Raw genomic sequence first — 16018 nt, forward strand, 5'->3', positions numbered from 1 at the left:
TTTACAAATAGATACTCGTCGCTAGGTTTTGTTCACATCGGATGGCGCAAAGCCGTTGTGGGGCGGACTGGCAGGGTGGATCGATCGACTGCGTGGCTGGAATGGCTGGTGCTGGGCGCCGGCTATGAACTGATGCTCTTCGCATCGGTCGGCATATTGCTGATCGGCCTCGACGATCTGTTCTTCGATATTCGATGGATGCTGACCCGCCGCCGCGCCACGCCACGCCTCCATCGCGAGCACGCGCAGCTCGACGGCCGCATCGCGATATTCGTTCCGGCATGGGATGAGGCTCGCGTGCTGCCGGCGATGCTGCGCCGCACCCTTACGGCCTGGGATGGCGAGGATTTTCGCCTCTATGTCGGATGCTATCCGAATGATGCGGCGACGCTGTTCGCGGTGTCGCCGCTGGTCGCGCGCGATCCGCGGCTGCGCCTCGTCATCGGCGCGGGCGATGGCCCGACCACCAAGGGCGATAATCTGAACCGCATGTGGGCGGCGTTGGGAGCGGACGAGCGCGCCGAAGCGATGCGTTTTGCCGCGGTCGTCCTCCATGATGCAGAGGATTATGTCCACGCCGAGGAACTGGCGCTTTATCGCCGCATGCTCGTCGATCATGCGATGGTGCAGATTCCCGTGGTGCCGTTCATTGGAAGCGGGGCCGAATGGATCGGCGGCCACTATGGCGATGAATTTGCCGAGGCGCATAGCAAGGAACTAATGCTGCGGTCCGAACTTGGCGTGCCGATTCCGTCGGCCGGGGTCGGTTGCGCGCTGACGCGCAGCGCGCTGGCGCTGCTCGCGATCGAGCGCGGCGGACAGCCGTTTCGCGCCGATAGTCTCACCGAGGACTATGAGGTCGGCATGCTGATCGGCGCTTATGGTCTGCGTGCATGCTTCGTCGATGTGGTGGGCAGCGCGGGCGATCGCATCGTGTCGCGCGGTACGTTCCCCGGTGACGTCGACGCAGCGGTTCGGCAGAAATCGCGCTGGATCGCAGGCATCGCACTGGCCGGATGGGATCATCTCGGCTGGCTGACGACGGGCCACGGATCGACTGGCGGTGCCGGCCACCGCTCCTGGCTTGCGCGCTGGATGTTGTGGCGCGACCGCCGGGCGCCGCTCGCGGCGGTGGTGCTTCTCGCCGCTTATGCCGGGTTTCTGCTCACCTCGCTGGGCTGGGCGGGCCATGGTCTGATCGGCTGGCAGACGCCGGAGATCGGCGAGGGTATGCGCCTGCTGCTTGTGCTCGACGCGGCGCTGCTGATGTGGCGGCTGGGGATGCGCGGCCATTTTACTGCGCGATGGTATGGCTGGCGGCAGGCGACGATGGCGCTGCCGCGCGCCTTTGTCGCCAATGTCATTGCAATTCTCGCGGCGCGTCGCGCCGTGGCACTTTATTATCAGATGCTGCGTTCGGGTCAGGTCGTTTGGGACAAAACCGCGCATCTGGAAGGTGATGGCGTCCATGAGCCTGTGACGATGCGGGTGCGGACGCGATGATAGCCCATGTTTCGGTGCAGCGTTCGCGGCATGCAGCGCCGGCGCTCCGCTTTCTGGCGCTGTGCCTTGGTGGCTGGGTGGTCTTGCGGATCATGGTGGTCTGGAATCCGGCGCCGCCGATGCTGCCCGCCGCCATCCGGACACCCTGGGCATCGCCGCCATTTGCGATGACCCCGCCAGGGCGCGGGCCGGAGCTGCGGGTGGGCCGGCCCCTGGCCCGTGCTGTGCCGCGACCGGCGGCGCCGCGCCGCTCGTTCTCGCGGCTTGTCCCTTTGGTGGATGGCAGGGGCATCGCGGCGGTTGTCGGGGGCGGCAGCAGCCTGGGCGATGGTCGTCACAAGCTTCGCTTCGCCCTCGCGGCGCGTTATCTGTCGGTGATGATGGTCGGCGGCGGTAGCGCTCGCGCCGTGCCGCAGGTGGCGGGGGGCATGGGGTTGCCGTCGGTGGCAAGCGCGGCGCCGGGGCATGGCCAGCCTTATTGGATGCGACGGCAGATGGCGGGCTGGTCGCTCGGCGGCTGGCTCTATGCGCGGGATATATCCTCGGCGACGCCGGGTGGCATTGCGGCGGCGAGCCAGCTTGGCGCCAGCCAGGGCGGCCTGCGGATCGCTTATGGTTTCGGGGAAACGGGCCGGCTTCGCGGATATGGCCGGGCGACCGTGGCGTTGCAGCGTCCACAGCAGCGCGAATTGGCGCTGGGAATCGCTTTTGCCCCTGTACGGCGATGGCCGGTCGATGTTGCGGTCGAGCAGCGGCTGGCCGTGGGGAGCGAAGGACGCACCGCGATCGCCGGGATGGTGACCGGCGGGGTCAGCGGAGTGACGCTGGCCGGTGACTTTCGGCTCGACGCTTATGGCCAGGCGGGCGTGGTCGGCGGGCGGCAGCGCGACGGCTTTGCCGACGGTGCGGTGGTGATCGACCGTCGGTTGGGGTCTGACGAGGATGCGCGGCTGCGGCTTGGCGGCCTCGCGGCGGGGGCGGTGCAGCCGGGAGCGGCGCGTATCGATGTGGGGCCGCGCCTGACGCTGCGCCTTCCGCACGTCGGCGAAGGCAGCCGGATCGCGCTCGACTGGCGGCAACGCATCGCGGGCGACGCAGCCCCCGAAAGCGGGGTGGCGCTAACCTTGGCCGCCGACTTCTGAAATGCACTGAAATTTCGGCGCTACAGCCGATTCCCCGACCCGAAAAAATGGTCTAGGGTCGTCGCCAACGGCCCCGTCCTGGGGCCATATAGGTCAACCGGGGCCCATGGATCTTTACCTTCCTGTCGCGAATCTGTCGGTCAATGCCCTGGTCATCGTTCTGCTGGGCGGCGGGGTCGGCTTCCTGTCGGGGATGTTCGGCGTCGGCGGCGGCTTTTTGACCACCCCGCTGCTGATCTTTTACGGCATCCCGCCCACGGTTGCGGCGGCGTCGGCGGCGACGCAGGTCACGGGTGCGAGCGTGTCGGGTGCGATGGCGCATCTCGAACGCGGCGGCGTCGATCTGCGCATGGGCGGCGTACTCGTCGCGGGTGGTCTGGTCGGTTCGGTGCTTGGCGCCGGATTGTTCGAATTGCTCACCGCCTGGGGCCAGATCGATACGGTCATTGCCATTCTTTATGTCGGGCTGCTTGGCTCGGTCGGGACGATCATGGGACGCGAGGCAGTGGGCGCGCTACGCCTGGCAAGAGCGGGTATGCCCGCGCCGGCGCGCAAGCGGCGCCACCATCCGATGGTCGCCAATCTTCCGATGCGCTGGCGCTTCTATCGCTCGGGCCTGTATATTTCCCCGCTCGCTCCGCTGATGCTCGGCGTCGTGGTCGGCATCCTCACCATGTTGCTGGGGGTCGGCGGCGGTTTCATCATGGTCCCGGCGATGATCTATCTCCTCGGCATGGGCACGCAGGTGGTCGTTGGCACGTCGTTGTTCCAGATATTGTTCGTGACGATCGCGACGACGATGGTCCATGCGATGACCACCGGTGCGGTCGATATCGTGCTGGCCGGGCTGTTGCTGCTCGGCAGCGTCACCGGCGCGCAGGTTGGCGCGCGCTTCGCGCAAAAGATACGGCCCGAATATTTGCGGCTCGCACTGGCGGCGATCGTCCTGCTGGTGGCGCTGCAGATGGCGGTTGGTCTCTTCATCCGCCCCGCTGAAATTTACACCGTGCAATGACCCGTGGGGGCGCCTTGCTTTTGTGGCTCGCGGCACTCCTGCTGCTGCCTGTTGGCGCGGCGCAGGCGGTTGACCCGCGTCTGGTGCCCGACGTGTCTAGCCGCGCGATCGACATCCAGTACAGCTTTACCGGCGAGGAGTTGCTGCTGTTCGGCGCGATCCTCTATCCTGGCCAGCGGTTGCCTGATGACCGTGCCGATATCGTTGTCGTGCTGAAGGGGCCGGTGCGGCCCGTTATCCTCCGCGAAAAGCGGCGCGTCGCGGGCATCTGGGTCAATGCCAACAGCCTGCGCTTGCGTACCTCACCGGGTTTTTATGCTATCGGATCGTCGCGCCCGATCGACAAGCTGGTCGACGAACGCACCGCTGCGATCTTCGAACTCGGGCTCAACAACCTGTCGATGTCGCCGACCGGTTTTTCGGAAGCGAAAAAGCTTCAGCGTTTCGAGGCCGGGCTGATCGATCTCTATACCCGCCTTGGTCTCTTCTACGAAAATCCGGCGGCGGTCGAGATTAGCGAAGGCGTGCTCTATCGCGCCCGCATCCCGGTGCCGGCGCGGGTGCCCGTCGGCACCTATCGTGCCGAAACCTATTTGATCAGCCGGGGCCGCGTGCTCGCCGTCGCGTCGCGCGATGTCCAGATTCGCAAGGCCGGCTTCGAACGTTTCGTGGCGCTCGCGGCGGAGCAGCATGGCTTTCTTTATGGCCTGAGCGCTGTCGCGCTGTCGCTGCTTCTCGGCGTCGGCGCATCGGCGATTTTCCGCCGCCGCTGAACCCGCCTACGCGCTATCATAAGCGCTTTGTTTACCCTGTGCTGCGATAACGGACCTTGGACAATCAACAGGCGGGGCGAATTATGGACATGCAGAGCGGCGGCTTCGGCTCCGGGGATATGACGGCGGCGCAGCATGTTCGGCTGGCGGGCGGCGGCACCGCCGCGCCCGTCGCGGCCGCGACCACCCATCACCGCGACGATCTGCTGATCGGTGAAGTGATCGACATTTCCGGTTCGGCGTCGCGCCTGCTTCTCGATTCGGCGGCGATCGCTGCCCTGACGACCTCAAGCGACCCCGCAGTGGCGATGGCGGGCCAGGTCGGCGCGCAGGTCAAGGTCCGCGTCGGCAACATATGGTTGCTCGGCAGCATCCGCGACCAGCAGCTTCATGAAAAGGGGCAAGGGCTGGTCCTTGCGTCGATCGACTTCCTCGGCGAAGGCGACGAAGAGAAGATCACCGGTCGCATTCACAATTTCCGTCGCGGCGTCACGCGCTTTCCGGTGCCCGGCAGCCAGGTTTATGCCGCGACCGGTGCCGACCTGAAGCAGATTTACGCCGCGGACGAGCGGGCGCATGTCGAAATCGGCACCGTCTATCCGACCAAGGATATTCGCGGCTCGCTCTATATCGATGCGATGCTCGGCAAGCATTTTGCGCTGCTCGGCTCGACCGGTACGGGCAAGTCGACCAGCGCTGCGCTGATCCTGCACAAGATTTGCGAGCTCGCGCCGCAGGGTCATATCGTGATGATCGATCCGCACGGTGAATATTCGGCGGCGTTCAAGGGGATCGGCGCCTTGTTCGATGTCGACAATCTGGCGATGCCCTATTGGCTGATGAACTTCGAGGAACATTGCGAGGTTTTCATCACCAGCGAAGGCCGCGACCGGCAGAGCGATTGCGACGTGCTCGCCAAATGTCTGCTCCAGGCGCGGCAAAGGAACCGGCTTGCCGAGGGGATGTCGAAGCTGACGGTCGATTCGCCGATTCCCTATCTTCTCTCCGACCTGCTCAACATCCTGCAGAATGAAATGGGCAAGCTCGACAAGGCGACGTCCAGCGCGCCCTTCATGCGGATCAAGGGCAAGATAGAAGAAATGCGCGCCGATCCGCGCTATGGTTTCATGTTTTCGGGGATGCTCGTCGCCGACACCATGTCGGCTTTCATCGGCAAGATTTTCCGCCTGCCGTCCGACGGCCGGCCGATTTCGATCATCGACGTGTCGGGGGTGCCGAGCGATATTACGTCGGTCGTCGTCGCGGTACTCTCGCGCCTGACCTTCGACTATGCAATCTGGTCGCGCGGCGAGCCGCAGCGCCCGATCCTGCTCGTGTGCGAGGAAGCGCACCGCTATATTCCGGCAAAAGACGTCGGCCAAGGGCAGGCCGTCCGCAAGGTTCTCGAGCGGATCGCCAAGGAAGGCCGTAAATATGGCGTGTCACTGGGGCTGATCACCCAGCGTCCGTCGGACCTTGCCGAAGGCGTGTTGTCGCAGTGCGGCACGATCATTTCGATGCGTCTCAACAACGAACGCGACCAGCATTTCGTGAAGGCGGCGATGCCCGAGGGTGCGCGCGGTTTCATCGATTCGATCCCGGCGCTGCGCAACCGCGAATGCATCGTTTGCGGCGAGGGTGTGTCGATCCCTATGCGCATCTATCTCGACACGCTGGACGAGGACAAGCGCCCGGCGTCGAGCGATCCGCTCTTCTCCAGGCTGTGGCGCGAAACCGGCGGCGAACCCGAGATGCTGGAGCGTGTCGTCAAGCGCTGGCGCAGTCAGGGGCGGTAGCTTCCTGTCGTCCCGGCGAAAGCCGGGATTTCCACGCTGCGCGGTCCATCATCGTCGAGACCAGGCCCGCGTCGGGGTGACGATCAGACGGAGGTGGCTTTTGGCGGCTCCCAAAGTTCGATGGGATTGCCTTCGGGGTCGTGGACCCGGGCGAAGCGACCGATCGCCGGGTCATTCCATTCGGGCTTGGTGATCACAACGTCGCCCGCGGCATGAAAAGGCGCGAGCACCGCGTCGAGGTCATCGACGCGCAGGTTGATCATAAATTGGCGGTCAGCGGCGAAATAGTCGGTGTCGGCCTTGAACGGCGCGAAGACCACCGGCCCCGCGCTGACATTCCATGCCCATTCGTCGATCGGGCCGCTGTCGTCGGCGTTGCAGCCGGCGCCAATGCCCAGCCGTTCGCGATACCAGCTATTCAGCGCATCAGGGTCGCGCGCCCGGAAAAACAACCCGCCGATACCCTTCACATGTCCCATGGAAAGCCTCCTTGCCGGTGAAGGTGCAGCCTAGGCCGTTCGCCCTAGCGAATCCACTCCCCGCTCTTGCTGAATTCCTCACGGACCTGGCCCGACTGGCCCAGCCGTGGGTCGTTATAGGTGTTGGACGGCGCGGCGGGGGCGGAGACAATTGGCGCGGCGTTCTGCTGCGCCACCGCGCCCGGTGTCGGTGCGGCAGCGATATTCGGGAGAGGTGCCGCTAGTGCGCCGCTGCCGTCTGGTAACAGGCCGGTGGGCGCGACCGCACCGCCGCGCAGGATCGCGACTTGCTGTGCGACCGGCAGATAGGGGCCGGGAACCGGCTCGCGGCCCAGATAGGGCGCGCGAAACGCGTCGGGCATGCCCCAGCGACCGCGCCAGCGGTGGAAGATATGCGCGCCGACGATGTTGGTCATCACCAGGCTCTTGCCCCAGCGCGGCCAGATCGCCTGCGTGTGATAATGAGTGGCCAGCCCGACTTTGGGAAAGACATATCCGCCCAGCGCTGCCGACGCGATGCGGCTCGCGCGCAGCCAGTTGGGCTTGCTCGGAGCTCGCGCCATCGCGCCGTCGCAACTGAAGGTGAATTGGCACACGCCCGCACGCTGCGACCCCTGAAAGACTACTCCGCACACGGTGTTGGGGAAGCTCGGGTGGCGAACGCGGTTTATGATCGTCTGCGCGACCCCGCGCATCCCGTCGTCGCTTTCGGATGCGGCTTCGTAATAAATGGCGGCAGTCAGACAATAATGGGCGCGCTCGCGGTCGAGCGCGGTGACCCCGCGGAAGGCGTAGCTTTTGGCCGGCGGGCCAACAAAGGCCTCGTCGCGCAGCAGGGCGGGATCGGTCGGCGGCAATGCGGCAGCATCGCCATAACCGACGCTGTTCGGATCGGGCAGCGTCGGGTCGATTTTCAATGCTGCCGCATAATCCTCGGCATTCATGATCGCCCAGCGTGCGGGGTCATAGGGTTTGAAGGCGACCGGAACGCTGACGCTATATGGGCCGAAACCGGCGGGCGTACGCAGCTGCCCGCTCGACAGCAGGAACGCAAGGCAGGCGACGACCACCGCAGCCGCCAGCGCCGCCCAGAAATTGCGCCCCGGCCCCGCAGGCTTTTCCGGCACCGGGTCGCGCCACGTCGCGCGGGCGGTGAGGTTCAGTTCGGGTTTCATGGCCGGGTTGCCGCCCCTTACCCTAATATCGCCGCTTTGGCGATTCGGACTGCATTGCCATATTGTCCCGCGCGCAGCAGTCGCGCCGCGACCTTCATCGTGCGGGGAAGGTCGGTCACCTCGCGCTGGCGTAGTGCTTCGACCAGCAATTCCGTGCCGCCATTTTGAAAAGCGTCGGGGCGATATTCGATCTGTGGCAGCACGAATTCGCGAGCGAGGCGGGGCAGGTCGTCGCGACCGAACAAGCCGGGAAGCGCGTCGACACGGGGCATTTCGGTCAGGCCTTCGGTTGGGTCGCTGCGTCCCGCAATACGCTCCTGATGGGCGGCATAGGCGATGACGGTGCCAACCAGTTGGGTGGTCGCGTGCTTCTGGCTGACCTGCCCGCCATAATAGCGATAGAGGAGCAGACGTTCGGGCAGGTTGGCGAGCTTCGCTTGTTCCGAAAAGCGCAGCCAATAGTCATAATCTTCGCAATGCCGATACGCCGGGCGATACCCGCCGATCCGGTTGGCCACCGATTTGCGCATCATCGCGGTCGGATTCATGATCGGGCTACTGTGTCGCAGCGATTCGGCGATCACCGCCGGGTCGGTTGCGGGGTCTCCGCCGGGCAAGCGGGGGGCGTCGTCTTCGTCGATCACCCAAATCCACGTTCCCAGCGCGCCGACATCGTCATGGGCATCCAGAAAGGCGACCTGTTTTTCGAATCGGACAGGATCGGCAATATCGTCGCCATCCATGCGCGCGATCAGTTCGGCCTGCGCCAGTTCCAGCCCGCGGGTGGCTGCGGCGATGGTCCCCCGGTTTTCCTGATGCACCGCGCGCACCCGTGCGTCGCGGGCGGCATAGCCGTCGATGATCGCGCCCGAACCGTCGGTCGAGCCATCGTCGATAATGATGAATTCAAAATCGCCGCATGTCTGGTCCAGGATGCTCTCGATCGATTTCGCGAGATAGGGGGCGTTGTTGTACACCGACATGACGACGCTGATTTTCGGAGTTCGCATCGTCTTTATTCTCGCCTTCCGAATGTCCGCGACGACGATAAAGAACGCGGATTAACATCAAGTTACATGGGAATCGCGAGCGGGATGCGGCCACAACTAGTGTATCGATCGCCGACGGTGCAATAGTCTTCGAATATTTCCGGCGCAGAATATCCGAATCGGATCACAGTATAGCTGATTTCATTTGTTCGTCGTTGAGGGGCCGGTCGGTGCGGGCGGTAATAGCGCTCCCTTTCGCAAAGGAGGTGCCGGGGCAGCGAATGTCCCGGGCAGCAAGAGCGTCCATAGCCTTGGTCGGGCTTGGATGCGGGCATCGAGAAACGGGAATTTGATACGCCCGCAGAGGGGCGCGGAGCGGAGTGCCGGAGCTTTGAGGTCGGCCGCGGTCCGGCGTTATTCGCCGGCGGCGGCCGCCTTTTTTTCCTTTTCGGCGCGGGCCTCTTCGGTGCGGATCAGCCGGTCGGCCATCGACAGCCACGCCTGTTCGGCGCGCAGGCTGCGATCGCGTACCTGAACCAGGGACGAAGCGGCCGCGTCGGTAGCGCATTTGGCGGCTTGCGCCAGATAATAGTCGCTGGTGGTCGACACGGCCTTGCTCCTTTGGGGTTACACCGAACGCCGTGTGGCGTTCAGTCGATCATATGGGCGATCAGGCGTTGCAGCTCGCGGCGCGAGAGGGTCGGCGATCGCCGGGCCGGCTTGGCGGTTGTCGCCATAGGGGCCGGCCGGCCCGCGGAATTTTGCGGATAGTCCTGGTATTGATGAATCATGTTTTCCTGTAATTTTACGTCTTGTTTTGTTGTTGGTCAGCGGCGCTTGCGCTGCGCGCCGACAGGGGCCCCTGCGCCGCGTTCACGATAGATCACGCGACCCTTGGTCAGGTCATAGGGGGTCATTTCGACGCGAACCGCGTCGCCCACGACCGACCGGATGCGAAAGCGTCGCATCCGGCCGGCGGTATAGGCGATGATGCGATGACCATTTTCCAGCACGACACCAAAACGGGCGTCGGGCAGGATTTCGTCAATCACACCATCGAAGGTTATAATTTCTTCTTTGGCCAAGATCAGGCCGGCTGAAGATTGACAGCCGAAGTCTTGCCGCGCTGGTCGGTTTCCAGTTCGTACGAAACGCGCTGGTCCTTGTTCAGCGTCGCCATACCGGCGCGCTCGACGGCGGTGATGTGCACGAAGCTGTCGCCCGAGCCGTCCTCATTGGCGATGAAACCATAGCCTTTGTCCGAGTTGAAGAATTTTACGGTGCCGATGGGCATGGATGTTTCCTTTCACGAAAACAGGGGTATCCACCGGCAAAAGCACCGGCGGAGCTGGTAGCGTGTGAAGGGAAGGATCAGCCTGGAGGCATCAAATTTCCGTCGCAGGCGACGTTAGCACGAGTAACTTGGCGTTATTTTGCCGAAAAGTCAAGGTTCGTTGCGAATTCGGACGAATCGGCCCGGCTTCTCGTGCGAATATTTACCGGTGAGCGCCCGGCATTGGCCCGGGCGCGCGGGAGATGTGTGGTGCTATGGCAGTTATGGCGACGGCGGGGCTATCCCGTCATCTACCACATGGCTAGGGGGATGGCGATGCTTCGATCGCCTCCCGTCAATGCCTGGTCGTCCGCGCTGATCGCGGCGTTGGTCGGATTCGGCGGGACGATCGCGCTGGTCGTGCAGGCGATGCGGACGCTCGGCGCCTCGGTCGAGCAAACCGGGAGCGCGGTGACCGCGCTGTGCCTCGGCATCGCGGTCGCGGGCGCGCTGATGTCGCTGCGGCTGCGCATCCCGGTGGTGCTTGCTTGGTCGACGCCGGGCGCCGCGTTGCTCGCCGCGACGGTCCCTGGCCTGCCGTGGCCGGTCGCCGTCGGCTGTTTTCTCGCCGCAGCGTTGCTGATGCTTGGGCTTGGTGCGATTCCCGTGCTGGGCCGAATCGCCGGGAGGATTCCCGCGTCGGTTGCGTCAGCGATGCTCGCGGGGGTGCTGCTGCCCTTTTGTCTTGGGCTCTTCCGTGTCGGCACCGGCGACCCCGCGCTCGTCGCGCTGCTCGTCGGGGTGTTCGTGATCGCGCGGCAGCGGGTGCCGCTTTATGCGCTGCTATTGGTGCTCGGTGCCGGATTCCTGCTCACACTGGCGCGCGGCGATGGGGCGTATCTTCCGTCGGGGCCGGTTTTCGGCGCGCTGCTTCCGGTCTGGCCGCAGTTCGATGCGCACGCGATTCTCAGCGTCGGGGTGCCGCTGTTCCTCGTGACACTGGTGTCGCAGAATCTTCCCGGGATCGTCGTGCTCAGGACTGCGGGCTATGTGCCGCCTGCGGGCAAATTGATTGTTGGGACAGGGGTGATGTCGATGCTGATGGCGCCCTTCGGCGCCCATGCGGTCAACCTCGCCGCGATCACCGCCGCGATCTGCACCAATGAGGATGCGCATCCCGATCACGCACGGCGCTGGGTGGTCGGGATGATCTATGCGGGCTTGTATCTTCTCCTTGCGCTCTTCTCTCCCGCACTCGTGCGCCTGTTCCTTGCGCTGCCGCCCGAAGTGATTGCGGGGCTGACCGGTGTCGCGCTGATCCCGGCGCTGGTCGGCGCGATCGACACGATGCTGTCGCGCGTCGACGAACGCGATGCCGCAATCCTGACTTTCCTCGCCACCGGATCGGGGCTCGCGGCCTTTGGTCTGGGTTCGGCCTTCTGGGGGCTGCTCGCCGGCTTTGTCGCGCTCGCGGCGAAGCGCTGGTTGCGTCGCGGCGGCTAGCTCCGGATCGAGGGTTGCCGCACATCGATGGTGAGGTGCGCAATTTCATGCACCGGCCGGACGCGCTGCCGGATGGTGTCGCGGTCGGCGCCGGTGACGCCGATGATCGCGCCATGCGCTGCCGGGCCGAGGCGCCAGACATGCAGGTCGACGATATGGGCGTCGCCGGGGCTTTCGACCAATTGCCTTATCTCGGACTCGAGCCCGGTGTCGGTGGCGTCGAGCAGGACCGATGCCGTGTCGCGCATCAGCGACCATGCCCAGGCGGCGATAACCACCGCGCCGACAAGGCCCATCGCCGGGTCAAGCCAGGCCCAGCCAAGATAGCGGCCGCCGAGCAATGCGGCGATCGCGAGAAGCGACGTAAAGGCGTCGGCGATGACATGCATATAGGCCGAACGCATATTATTGTCGTCGCCGTGGTGGTGATCGGCGTGGTCATGATCGTGATGATGGCCGTGATGATGCCCGTGCCCGCCGAGCAGGACGATGCTGGCGAGGTTCACCGCCAGCCCGATGGCGGCGATGATCGTTGCCTCGGTAAAGGCGACCGGGCTCGGGTCGACAAGGCGCAGGACCGATTCGAAGGCGATGCCGAGCGCAACCAGCCCGAGGATGAGCGCCGATGCGAAGCCGGCAAGATCGCCGACCTTGCCCGTGCCGAAGCTATAGCGTCCGCCATGCGCGTGGCGTTTTGCATAGGCGTAGGCGATGGCGGCAATGCCGAGCGCGCCGGCATGGGTCGCCATGTGAAAGCCGTCGGCGAGCAGCGCCATCGAGTTGAAGGCGATGCCTGCGACGATTTCGCCGACCATCATCGCCGCGGTCAGCGCGACGACCCACAATGTCCGCCGCGCATTTTCGTCGTGCCGGGCGCCCAGAAACATATGGTCGTGGGTCAGCGCCTCAACCTCGTCATCGAATGACATTCGTGTTGGCCCTATTTCGCATAACGGCGGATTGCCGCGAGCAGTTCGTCGGCGCCTTGCGCGCGCTCGGCGTCGGTCAGGGCGGGGGCGACGACATGTTCGCGCATATGGTCTTCGACGAGTTCGTCCATCAGTCCGAGCACCGCGCCGCGCACCCCCGCGACTTGGTGCAATATGATCGCGCATCCCGCGTCGTCGGCGATCGCGCGCTCGATCGCTGCCATCTGTCCGGCGATCCGCCGGGTGCGTGCGAGAAGCTGGCTCTTGTTGGCGTGTGTATGCGACATAGGATACCCCCCTATCCTATAAAATATGTCGGGGCAATTCTGTCCCGACGGGCGGAGGCAAATCCGCATTCCCCCTTGCCGACTCACGCGCCCCGGCCTATATGCCGCCTACTTCTTGACATGGTTAGCCAGTTGGGACGTCGGGGCCGCGGGCCGCGGCGGCTATTCCTGCATGGCTTCTCGATCATGGTTTTTGGGATAATATATTGGCCAATCTCGACGTCCTGAATGCGATCATCGCACCCGAAGCCGAGGCGATGGGCCTTGCGCTCGTGCGCGTCGCCTTTTTCGGCGGCGAGAGCGACCCGACGCTGCAGGTGATGGCCGAGCGTCCCGCGACGCGCCAGCTGACGATCGAGGATTGCGCCGACCTGTCGCGCCGCATCTCGGCCCAGCTCGACGCGCTCGAGGAAGCGGGCAAGGACCCGATCGAGCAGGCGTACCGGCTGGAAGTGTCGTCGCCCGGCATCGACCGCCCGCTGACGCGCCGCACCGACTTCGCCGACTGGGCGGGGCATGAGGCCAAGATCGCGCTTAAAGAAAAGCGCGACGGGCGCCAGCGCTTCAGTGGCATTTTGATCGGCATCGAGGACGATGTCGTGACGATACAGGATACGCAAGGGGTCGAGCATAAATTGCCTTTCGACGCGATCGACACCGCAAAGCTCGTTCTCACCGACAAATTAATTGCCGCAACCATCCCGCTGTCGAGCGACGGCGCCGATGAACTGGAAGAAGAAGGACAGGACTGATGGCCACTGCCATTTCTGCCAACCGCGCCGAACTGCTGGCGATTGCCAACAGCGTCGCCAGCGAGAAGATGATCGACAAGGCGATCGTCATCGAGGCGATCGAAGAAGCGATCCAGCGCGCCGCGCGCGCCCGTTACGGCGCCGAAAATGACATTCGCGCCAAGCTCGACGTCCAGACCGGCGACCTGCGCCTGTGGCGCGTCGTCGAGGTGGTCGAGCAGGTCGAGGATTATTTCAAGCAGGTCGACCTGGCCGCTGGTCAGAAGCTGCAGAAGGACGCCAAGATCGGCGACTTCATCGTTGATCCGCTGCCCGCGGTTGATCTCGGCCGCATCGACGCCCAGTCGGCAAAGCAGGTGATCTTCCAGAAGGTCCGCGAAGCCGACCGCGAGCGCCAATATGCGGAGTTCAAGGATCGCGCCGGCGAAATCATCACCGGCGTGGTGAAGTCGGTCGAATTCGGCCACATCGTCGTCAACCTTGGCCGCGCCGAAGGTGTGATCCGCCGTGACCAGCAGATCCCGCGCGAATTGATGCGCGTCGGTGATCGCGTCCGTGCGCTTATCCTGTCGGTGCGCAGCGAAACCCGCGGTCCGCAGATTTTCCTGAGCCGCGCGCACCCGGACTTCATGAAGAAGCTGTTCGCGCAGGAAGTGCCCGAAATCTACGACGGCATCATCGAGATCAAGGCTGCTGCCCGCGACCCGGGTTCGCGCGCCAAGATCGGCGTCATCAGCTATGACAGCAGCATCGATCCCGTCGGCGCCTGCGTCGGCATGAAGGGCAGCCGCGTTCAGGCGGTCGTCCAGGAAATGCAGGGCGAAAAGATCGACATCATCCCCTGGTCGGAAGATACCGCGACTTTCGTCGTCAACGCGCTTCAGCCGGCAACGGTCCAGCGCGTCGTCATCGACGAAGATGACAGCCGCATCGAAGTCGTCGTTCCCGACGACCAGCTGTCGCTCGCGATCGGCCGTCGCGGCCAGAATGTCCGTCTTGCCAGTCAGCTGACCGGCAGCCAGATCGACATCATGACCGAGGCCGACGCCAGCGAAAAGCGCCAGCGCGAATTCGTCGAGCGTTCGTCGATGTTCCAGGAAGAACTCGACGTCGACGAAACCCTCGCCCAGCTGCTCGTCGCCGAAGGCTTCGGCGAACTCGAAGAAGTCGCTTATGTCGGCATCGACGAACTCGCGAGCATCGAAGGCTTCGACGAGGAACTGGCGCAGGAACTGCAAAGCCGCGCCGCCGAAGGGCTCGAGCGCCGTGAAGAAGCCGCGCGCGCCGAACGCCGCGAACTGGGCGTCGAAGATGCGCTGGCCGAAATTCCGCACCTGACCGAGGCGATGCTTGTCATCCTTGGCAAGGCCGGGATCAAGACGCTCGACGACCTCGCCGATCTCGCGACCGACGAGCTTATCGCCAAGAAGCGCACCGACAACCGCCGCGGTCCGCCGCGCGGTGAACGCGCCGAGCGCGCAGAGGATCGGGGCGGCGTTCTGGGCGAATATGGCCTGAGCGAAGAGCAGGGCAACGAGATCATCATGGCGGCGCGCGCTCACTGGTTCGACGACGAACCGGCTGAGGAAGCTGCGCCGCAAGCCGGGGAGGCCGCCGATGCGGACCCCGCACAATGATCAGCTGAGCGAACCAGACCGCGCTGGTCGGCGCGGCCAACATGTGCCCGAGCGGCGCTGTGTGCTGTCCGGCGAAGTTGCGCCGGCGGGCCAGCTCGTGCGTCTGGCGCTGGGCCCCGATGGTCAGATCGCGCCCGATGTGCATGGCAAGGCGCCCGGACGCGGCGCGTGGATCGGCGTGCCGCGCGCCGAACTCGAAGCCGCGCAGGCAAAGGGCAAGCTGAAAGGCGGGCTCGCCCGCGCCTTGCACGAAAATATCATGGTCATTCCCGATGACCTGGGCGCGCGGATCGAGGCGCAGTTAATGCGCGCGACGCTCGACCGGCTGGGGCTCGAGGCACGCTCCGGTACGTTGATCAGCGGCAACGAGCGCATCGAGCAGGCGGCGCGCAAGGGACAGGTTCGCCTGCTCCTTCATGCCAATGATGCAGGCGAGGACGGGCGCAAGAAATTGGCGCAGGCATGGCGCGTCGGCGAGGATGCCGAAGGCTCCGGCCGCGAGGGTCTGGTCTTGCCGGTGGACCGCGGCACCCTATCTATGGCATTAGGGCGCGAGAATGCGGTGCATCTGGCGTTGACCGACGCCCGCGCCGCGGCCCGTGTGCTTGCGCATTTGAGCCGCTGGCAGTTTTTCACAGGATGGAGTAGGGACGCGTCCAACCGCGATTCCGATCCGCAGACTCCGCCGCCCGCCGGCGAGGAAGAAATTGGGACGGCGCCAGCTGGCACCGCCGCTTCGGACGCGTTTTGAAGGAATGATGGTTT

General features: G+C 64.7%; 17 protein-coding genes. 9 read left to right on the forward strand and 8 right to left on the reverse strand.

Annotated elements, in window-relative coordinates:
- Positions 1 to 75 precede the first annotated feature (75 nt).
- From AC1RRJ_RS14320 to AC1RRJ_RS14340, 5 genes are all read left to right on the forward strand, one after another.
- Positions 76 to 1503: a glycosyl transferase family protein gene (locus AC1RRJ_RS14320; RefSeq protein WP_493123796.1), complete on the forward strand. Its 1428-nt coding sequence runs from the start codon at positions 76 to 78 to the stop codon at positions 1501 to 1503.
- A gap of 275 nt (positions 1504 to 1778) precedes the next feature.
- Complete coding sequence (locus AC1RRJ_RS14325; protein ID WP_493123797.1) at positions 1779 to 2645, forward strand: hypothetical protein; 867 nt, start codon at positions 1779 to 1781, stop codon at positions 2643 to 2645.
- 106 nt (positions 2646 to 2751) lie between these two features.
- Positions 2752 to 3660, forward strand: coding sequence for a sulfite exporter TauE/SafE family protein (locus AC1RRJ_RS14330; protein WP_493123799.1), 909 nt, complete (start codon positions 2752 to 2754; stop codon positions 3658 to 3660).
- Entirely contained in the window at positions 3657 to 4433 is a 777-nt protein-coding gene (locus tag AC1RRJ_RS14335; RefSeq protein WP_493123801.1) for a TIGR02186 family protein, read from the forward strand. Before AC1RRJ_RS14330 ends, AC1RRJ_RS14335 begins: the two co-directional genes overlap by 4 nt.
- A 119-nt stretch (positions 4434 to 4552) precedes the next feature.
- On the forward strand, positions 4553 to 6229 hold the full coding sequence (locus AC1RRJ_RS14340) for an ATP-binding protein (protein WP_493123803.1): 1677 nt from the start codon (positions 4553 to 4555) through the stop codon (positions 6227 to 6229).
- A gap of 83 nt (positions 6230 to 6312) precedes the next feature.
- On the opposite strand, the gene AC1RRJ_RS14345 is transcribed toward AC1RRJ_RS14340, so the two are convergent.
- The 6 genes from AC1RRJ_RS14345 to AC1RRJ_RS14370 all read right to left on the reverse strand — a co-directional run bounded on the left by AC1RRJ_RS14345 (position 6313) and on the right by AC1RRJ_RS14370 (position 10166).
- Positions 6313 to 6708: a VOC family protein gene (locus AC1RRJ_RS14345; RefSeq protein WP_493123805.1), complete on the reverse strand. Its 396-nt coding sequence runs from the start codon at positions 6706 to 6708 to the stop codon at positions 6313 to 6315.
- Between the two features lie 44 nt (positions 6709 to 6752).
- A complete protein-coding gene (locus AC1RRJ_RS14350; protein WP_493123807.1) occupies positions 6753 to 7883 on the reverse strand; it encodes a cell wall hydrolase in 1131 nt (376 codons plus the stop codon).
- A 17-nt stretch (positions 7884 to 7900) separates the two neighbouring features.
- On the reverse strand, positions 7901 to 8893 hold the full coding sequence (locus tag AC1RRJ_RS14355) for a glycosyltransferase family 2 protein (protein ID WP_493123809.1): 993 nt from the start codon (positions 8891 to 8893) through the stop codon (positions 7901 to 7903).
- 393 nt (positions 8894 to 9286) lie between these two features.
- The gene (locus tag AC1RRJ_RS14360; RefSeq protein WP_088472872.1) at positions 9287 to 9481 is read right to left on the reverse strand and encodes a hypothetical protein; all 195 of its coding nucleotides are present in this window, start codon (positions 9479 to 9481) and stop codon (positions 9287 to 9289) included.
- A gap of 218 nt (positions 9482 to 9699) precedes the next feature.
- The gene (gene infA, locus AC1RRJ_RS14365; protein ID WP_088472871.1) at positions 9700 to 9957 is read right to left on the reverse strand and encodes a translation initiation factor IF-1; all 258 of its coding nucleotides are present in this window, start codon (positions 9955 to 9957) and stop codon (positions 9700 to 9702) included.
- A 2-nt stretch (positions 9958 to 9959) separates the two neighbouring features.
- Entirely contained in the window at positions 9960 to 10166 is a 207-nt protein-coding gene (locus AC1RRJ_RS14370; protein WP_088472870.1) for a cold-shock protein, read from the reverse strand.
- 309 nt (positions 10167 to 10475) lie between these two features.
- Between AC1RRJ_RS14370 and AC1RRJ_RS14375 the strand changes: the two genes are divergently transcribed.
- Positions 10476 to 11648, forward strand: a complete 1173-nt coding sequence (locus AC1RRJ_RS14375; RefSeq protein WP_493123812.1) for a benzoate/H(+) symporter BenE family transporter — start codon at positions 10476 to 10478, stop codon at positions 11646 to 11648.
- Here AC1RRJ_RS14375 and dmeF read toward each other — a convergent pair.
- Both dmeF and AC1RRJ_RS14385 read right to left on the reverse strand, forming a co-directional pair.
- Complete coding sequence (dmeF, locus tag AC1RRJ_RS14380; protein WP_493123814.1) at positions 11645 to 12577, reverse strand: CDF family Co(II)/Ni(II) efflux transporter DmeF; 933 nt, start codon at positions 12575 to 12577, stop codon at positions 11645 to 11647. The genes AC1RRJ_RS14375 and dmeF overlap by 4 nt on opposite strands.
- Before the next feature lie 11 nt (positions 12578 to 12588).
- On the reverse strand, positions 12589 to 12864 hold the full coding sequence (locus AC1RRJ_RS14385; RefSeq protein ID WP_493123816.1) for a metal/formaldehyde-sensitive transcriptional repressor: 276 nt from the start codon (positions 12862 to 12864) through the stop codon (positions 12589 to 12591).
- Between the two features lie 206 nt (positions 12865 to 13070).
- On the opposite strand from AC1RRJ_RS14385, the gene rimP reads away from it, so the two are divergent.
- From rimP to AC1RRJ_RS14400, 3 genes are read left to right on the forward strand one after another with little or no spacing between them, the layout of a single operon-like run.
- A complete protein-coding gene (rimP, locus tag AC1RRJ_RS14390) occupies positions 13071 to 13616 on the forward strand; it encodes a ribosome maturation protein RimP (RefSeq protein ID WP_493123818.1) in 546 nt (181 codons plus the stop codon).
- Positions 13616 to 15253 carry a transcription termination factor NusA gene (gene nusA / locus AC1RRJ_RS14395; RefSeq protein WP_493123820.1) on the forward strand — a complete coding sequence of 546 codons (1638 nt, stop codon included), beginning with the start codon at positions 13616 to 13618 and terminating at the stop codon, positions 15251 to 15253. The genes rimP and nusA overlap by 1 nt, the downstream gene beginning before the upstream one ends.
- Entirely contained in the window at positions 15234 to 16004 is a 771-nt protein-coding gene (locus AC1RRJ_RS14400; protein WP_493123822.1) for a DUF448 domain-containing protein, read from the forward strand. Before nusA ends, AC1RRJ_RS14400 begins: the two co-directional genes overlap by 20 nt.
- Positions 16005 to 16018: the final 14 nt, after the last annotated feature.

This window comes from Sphingopyxis sp. GW821-FHT12C06, from assembly GCF_058807415.1.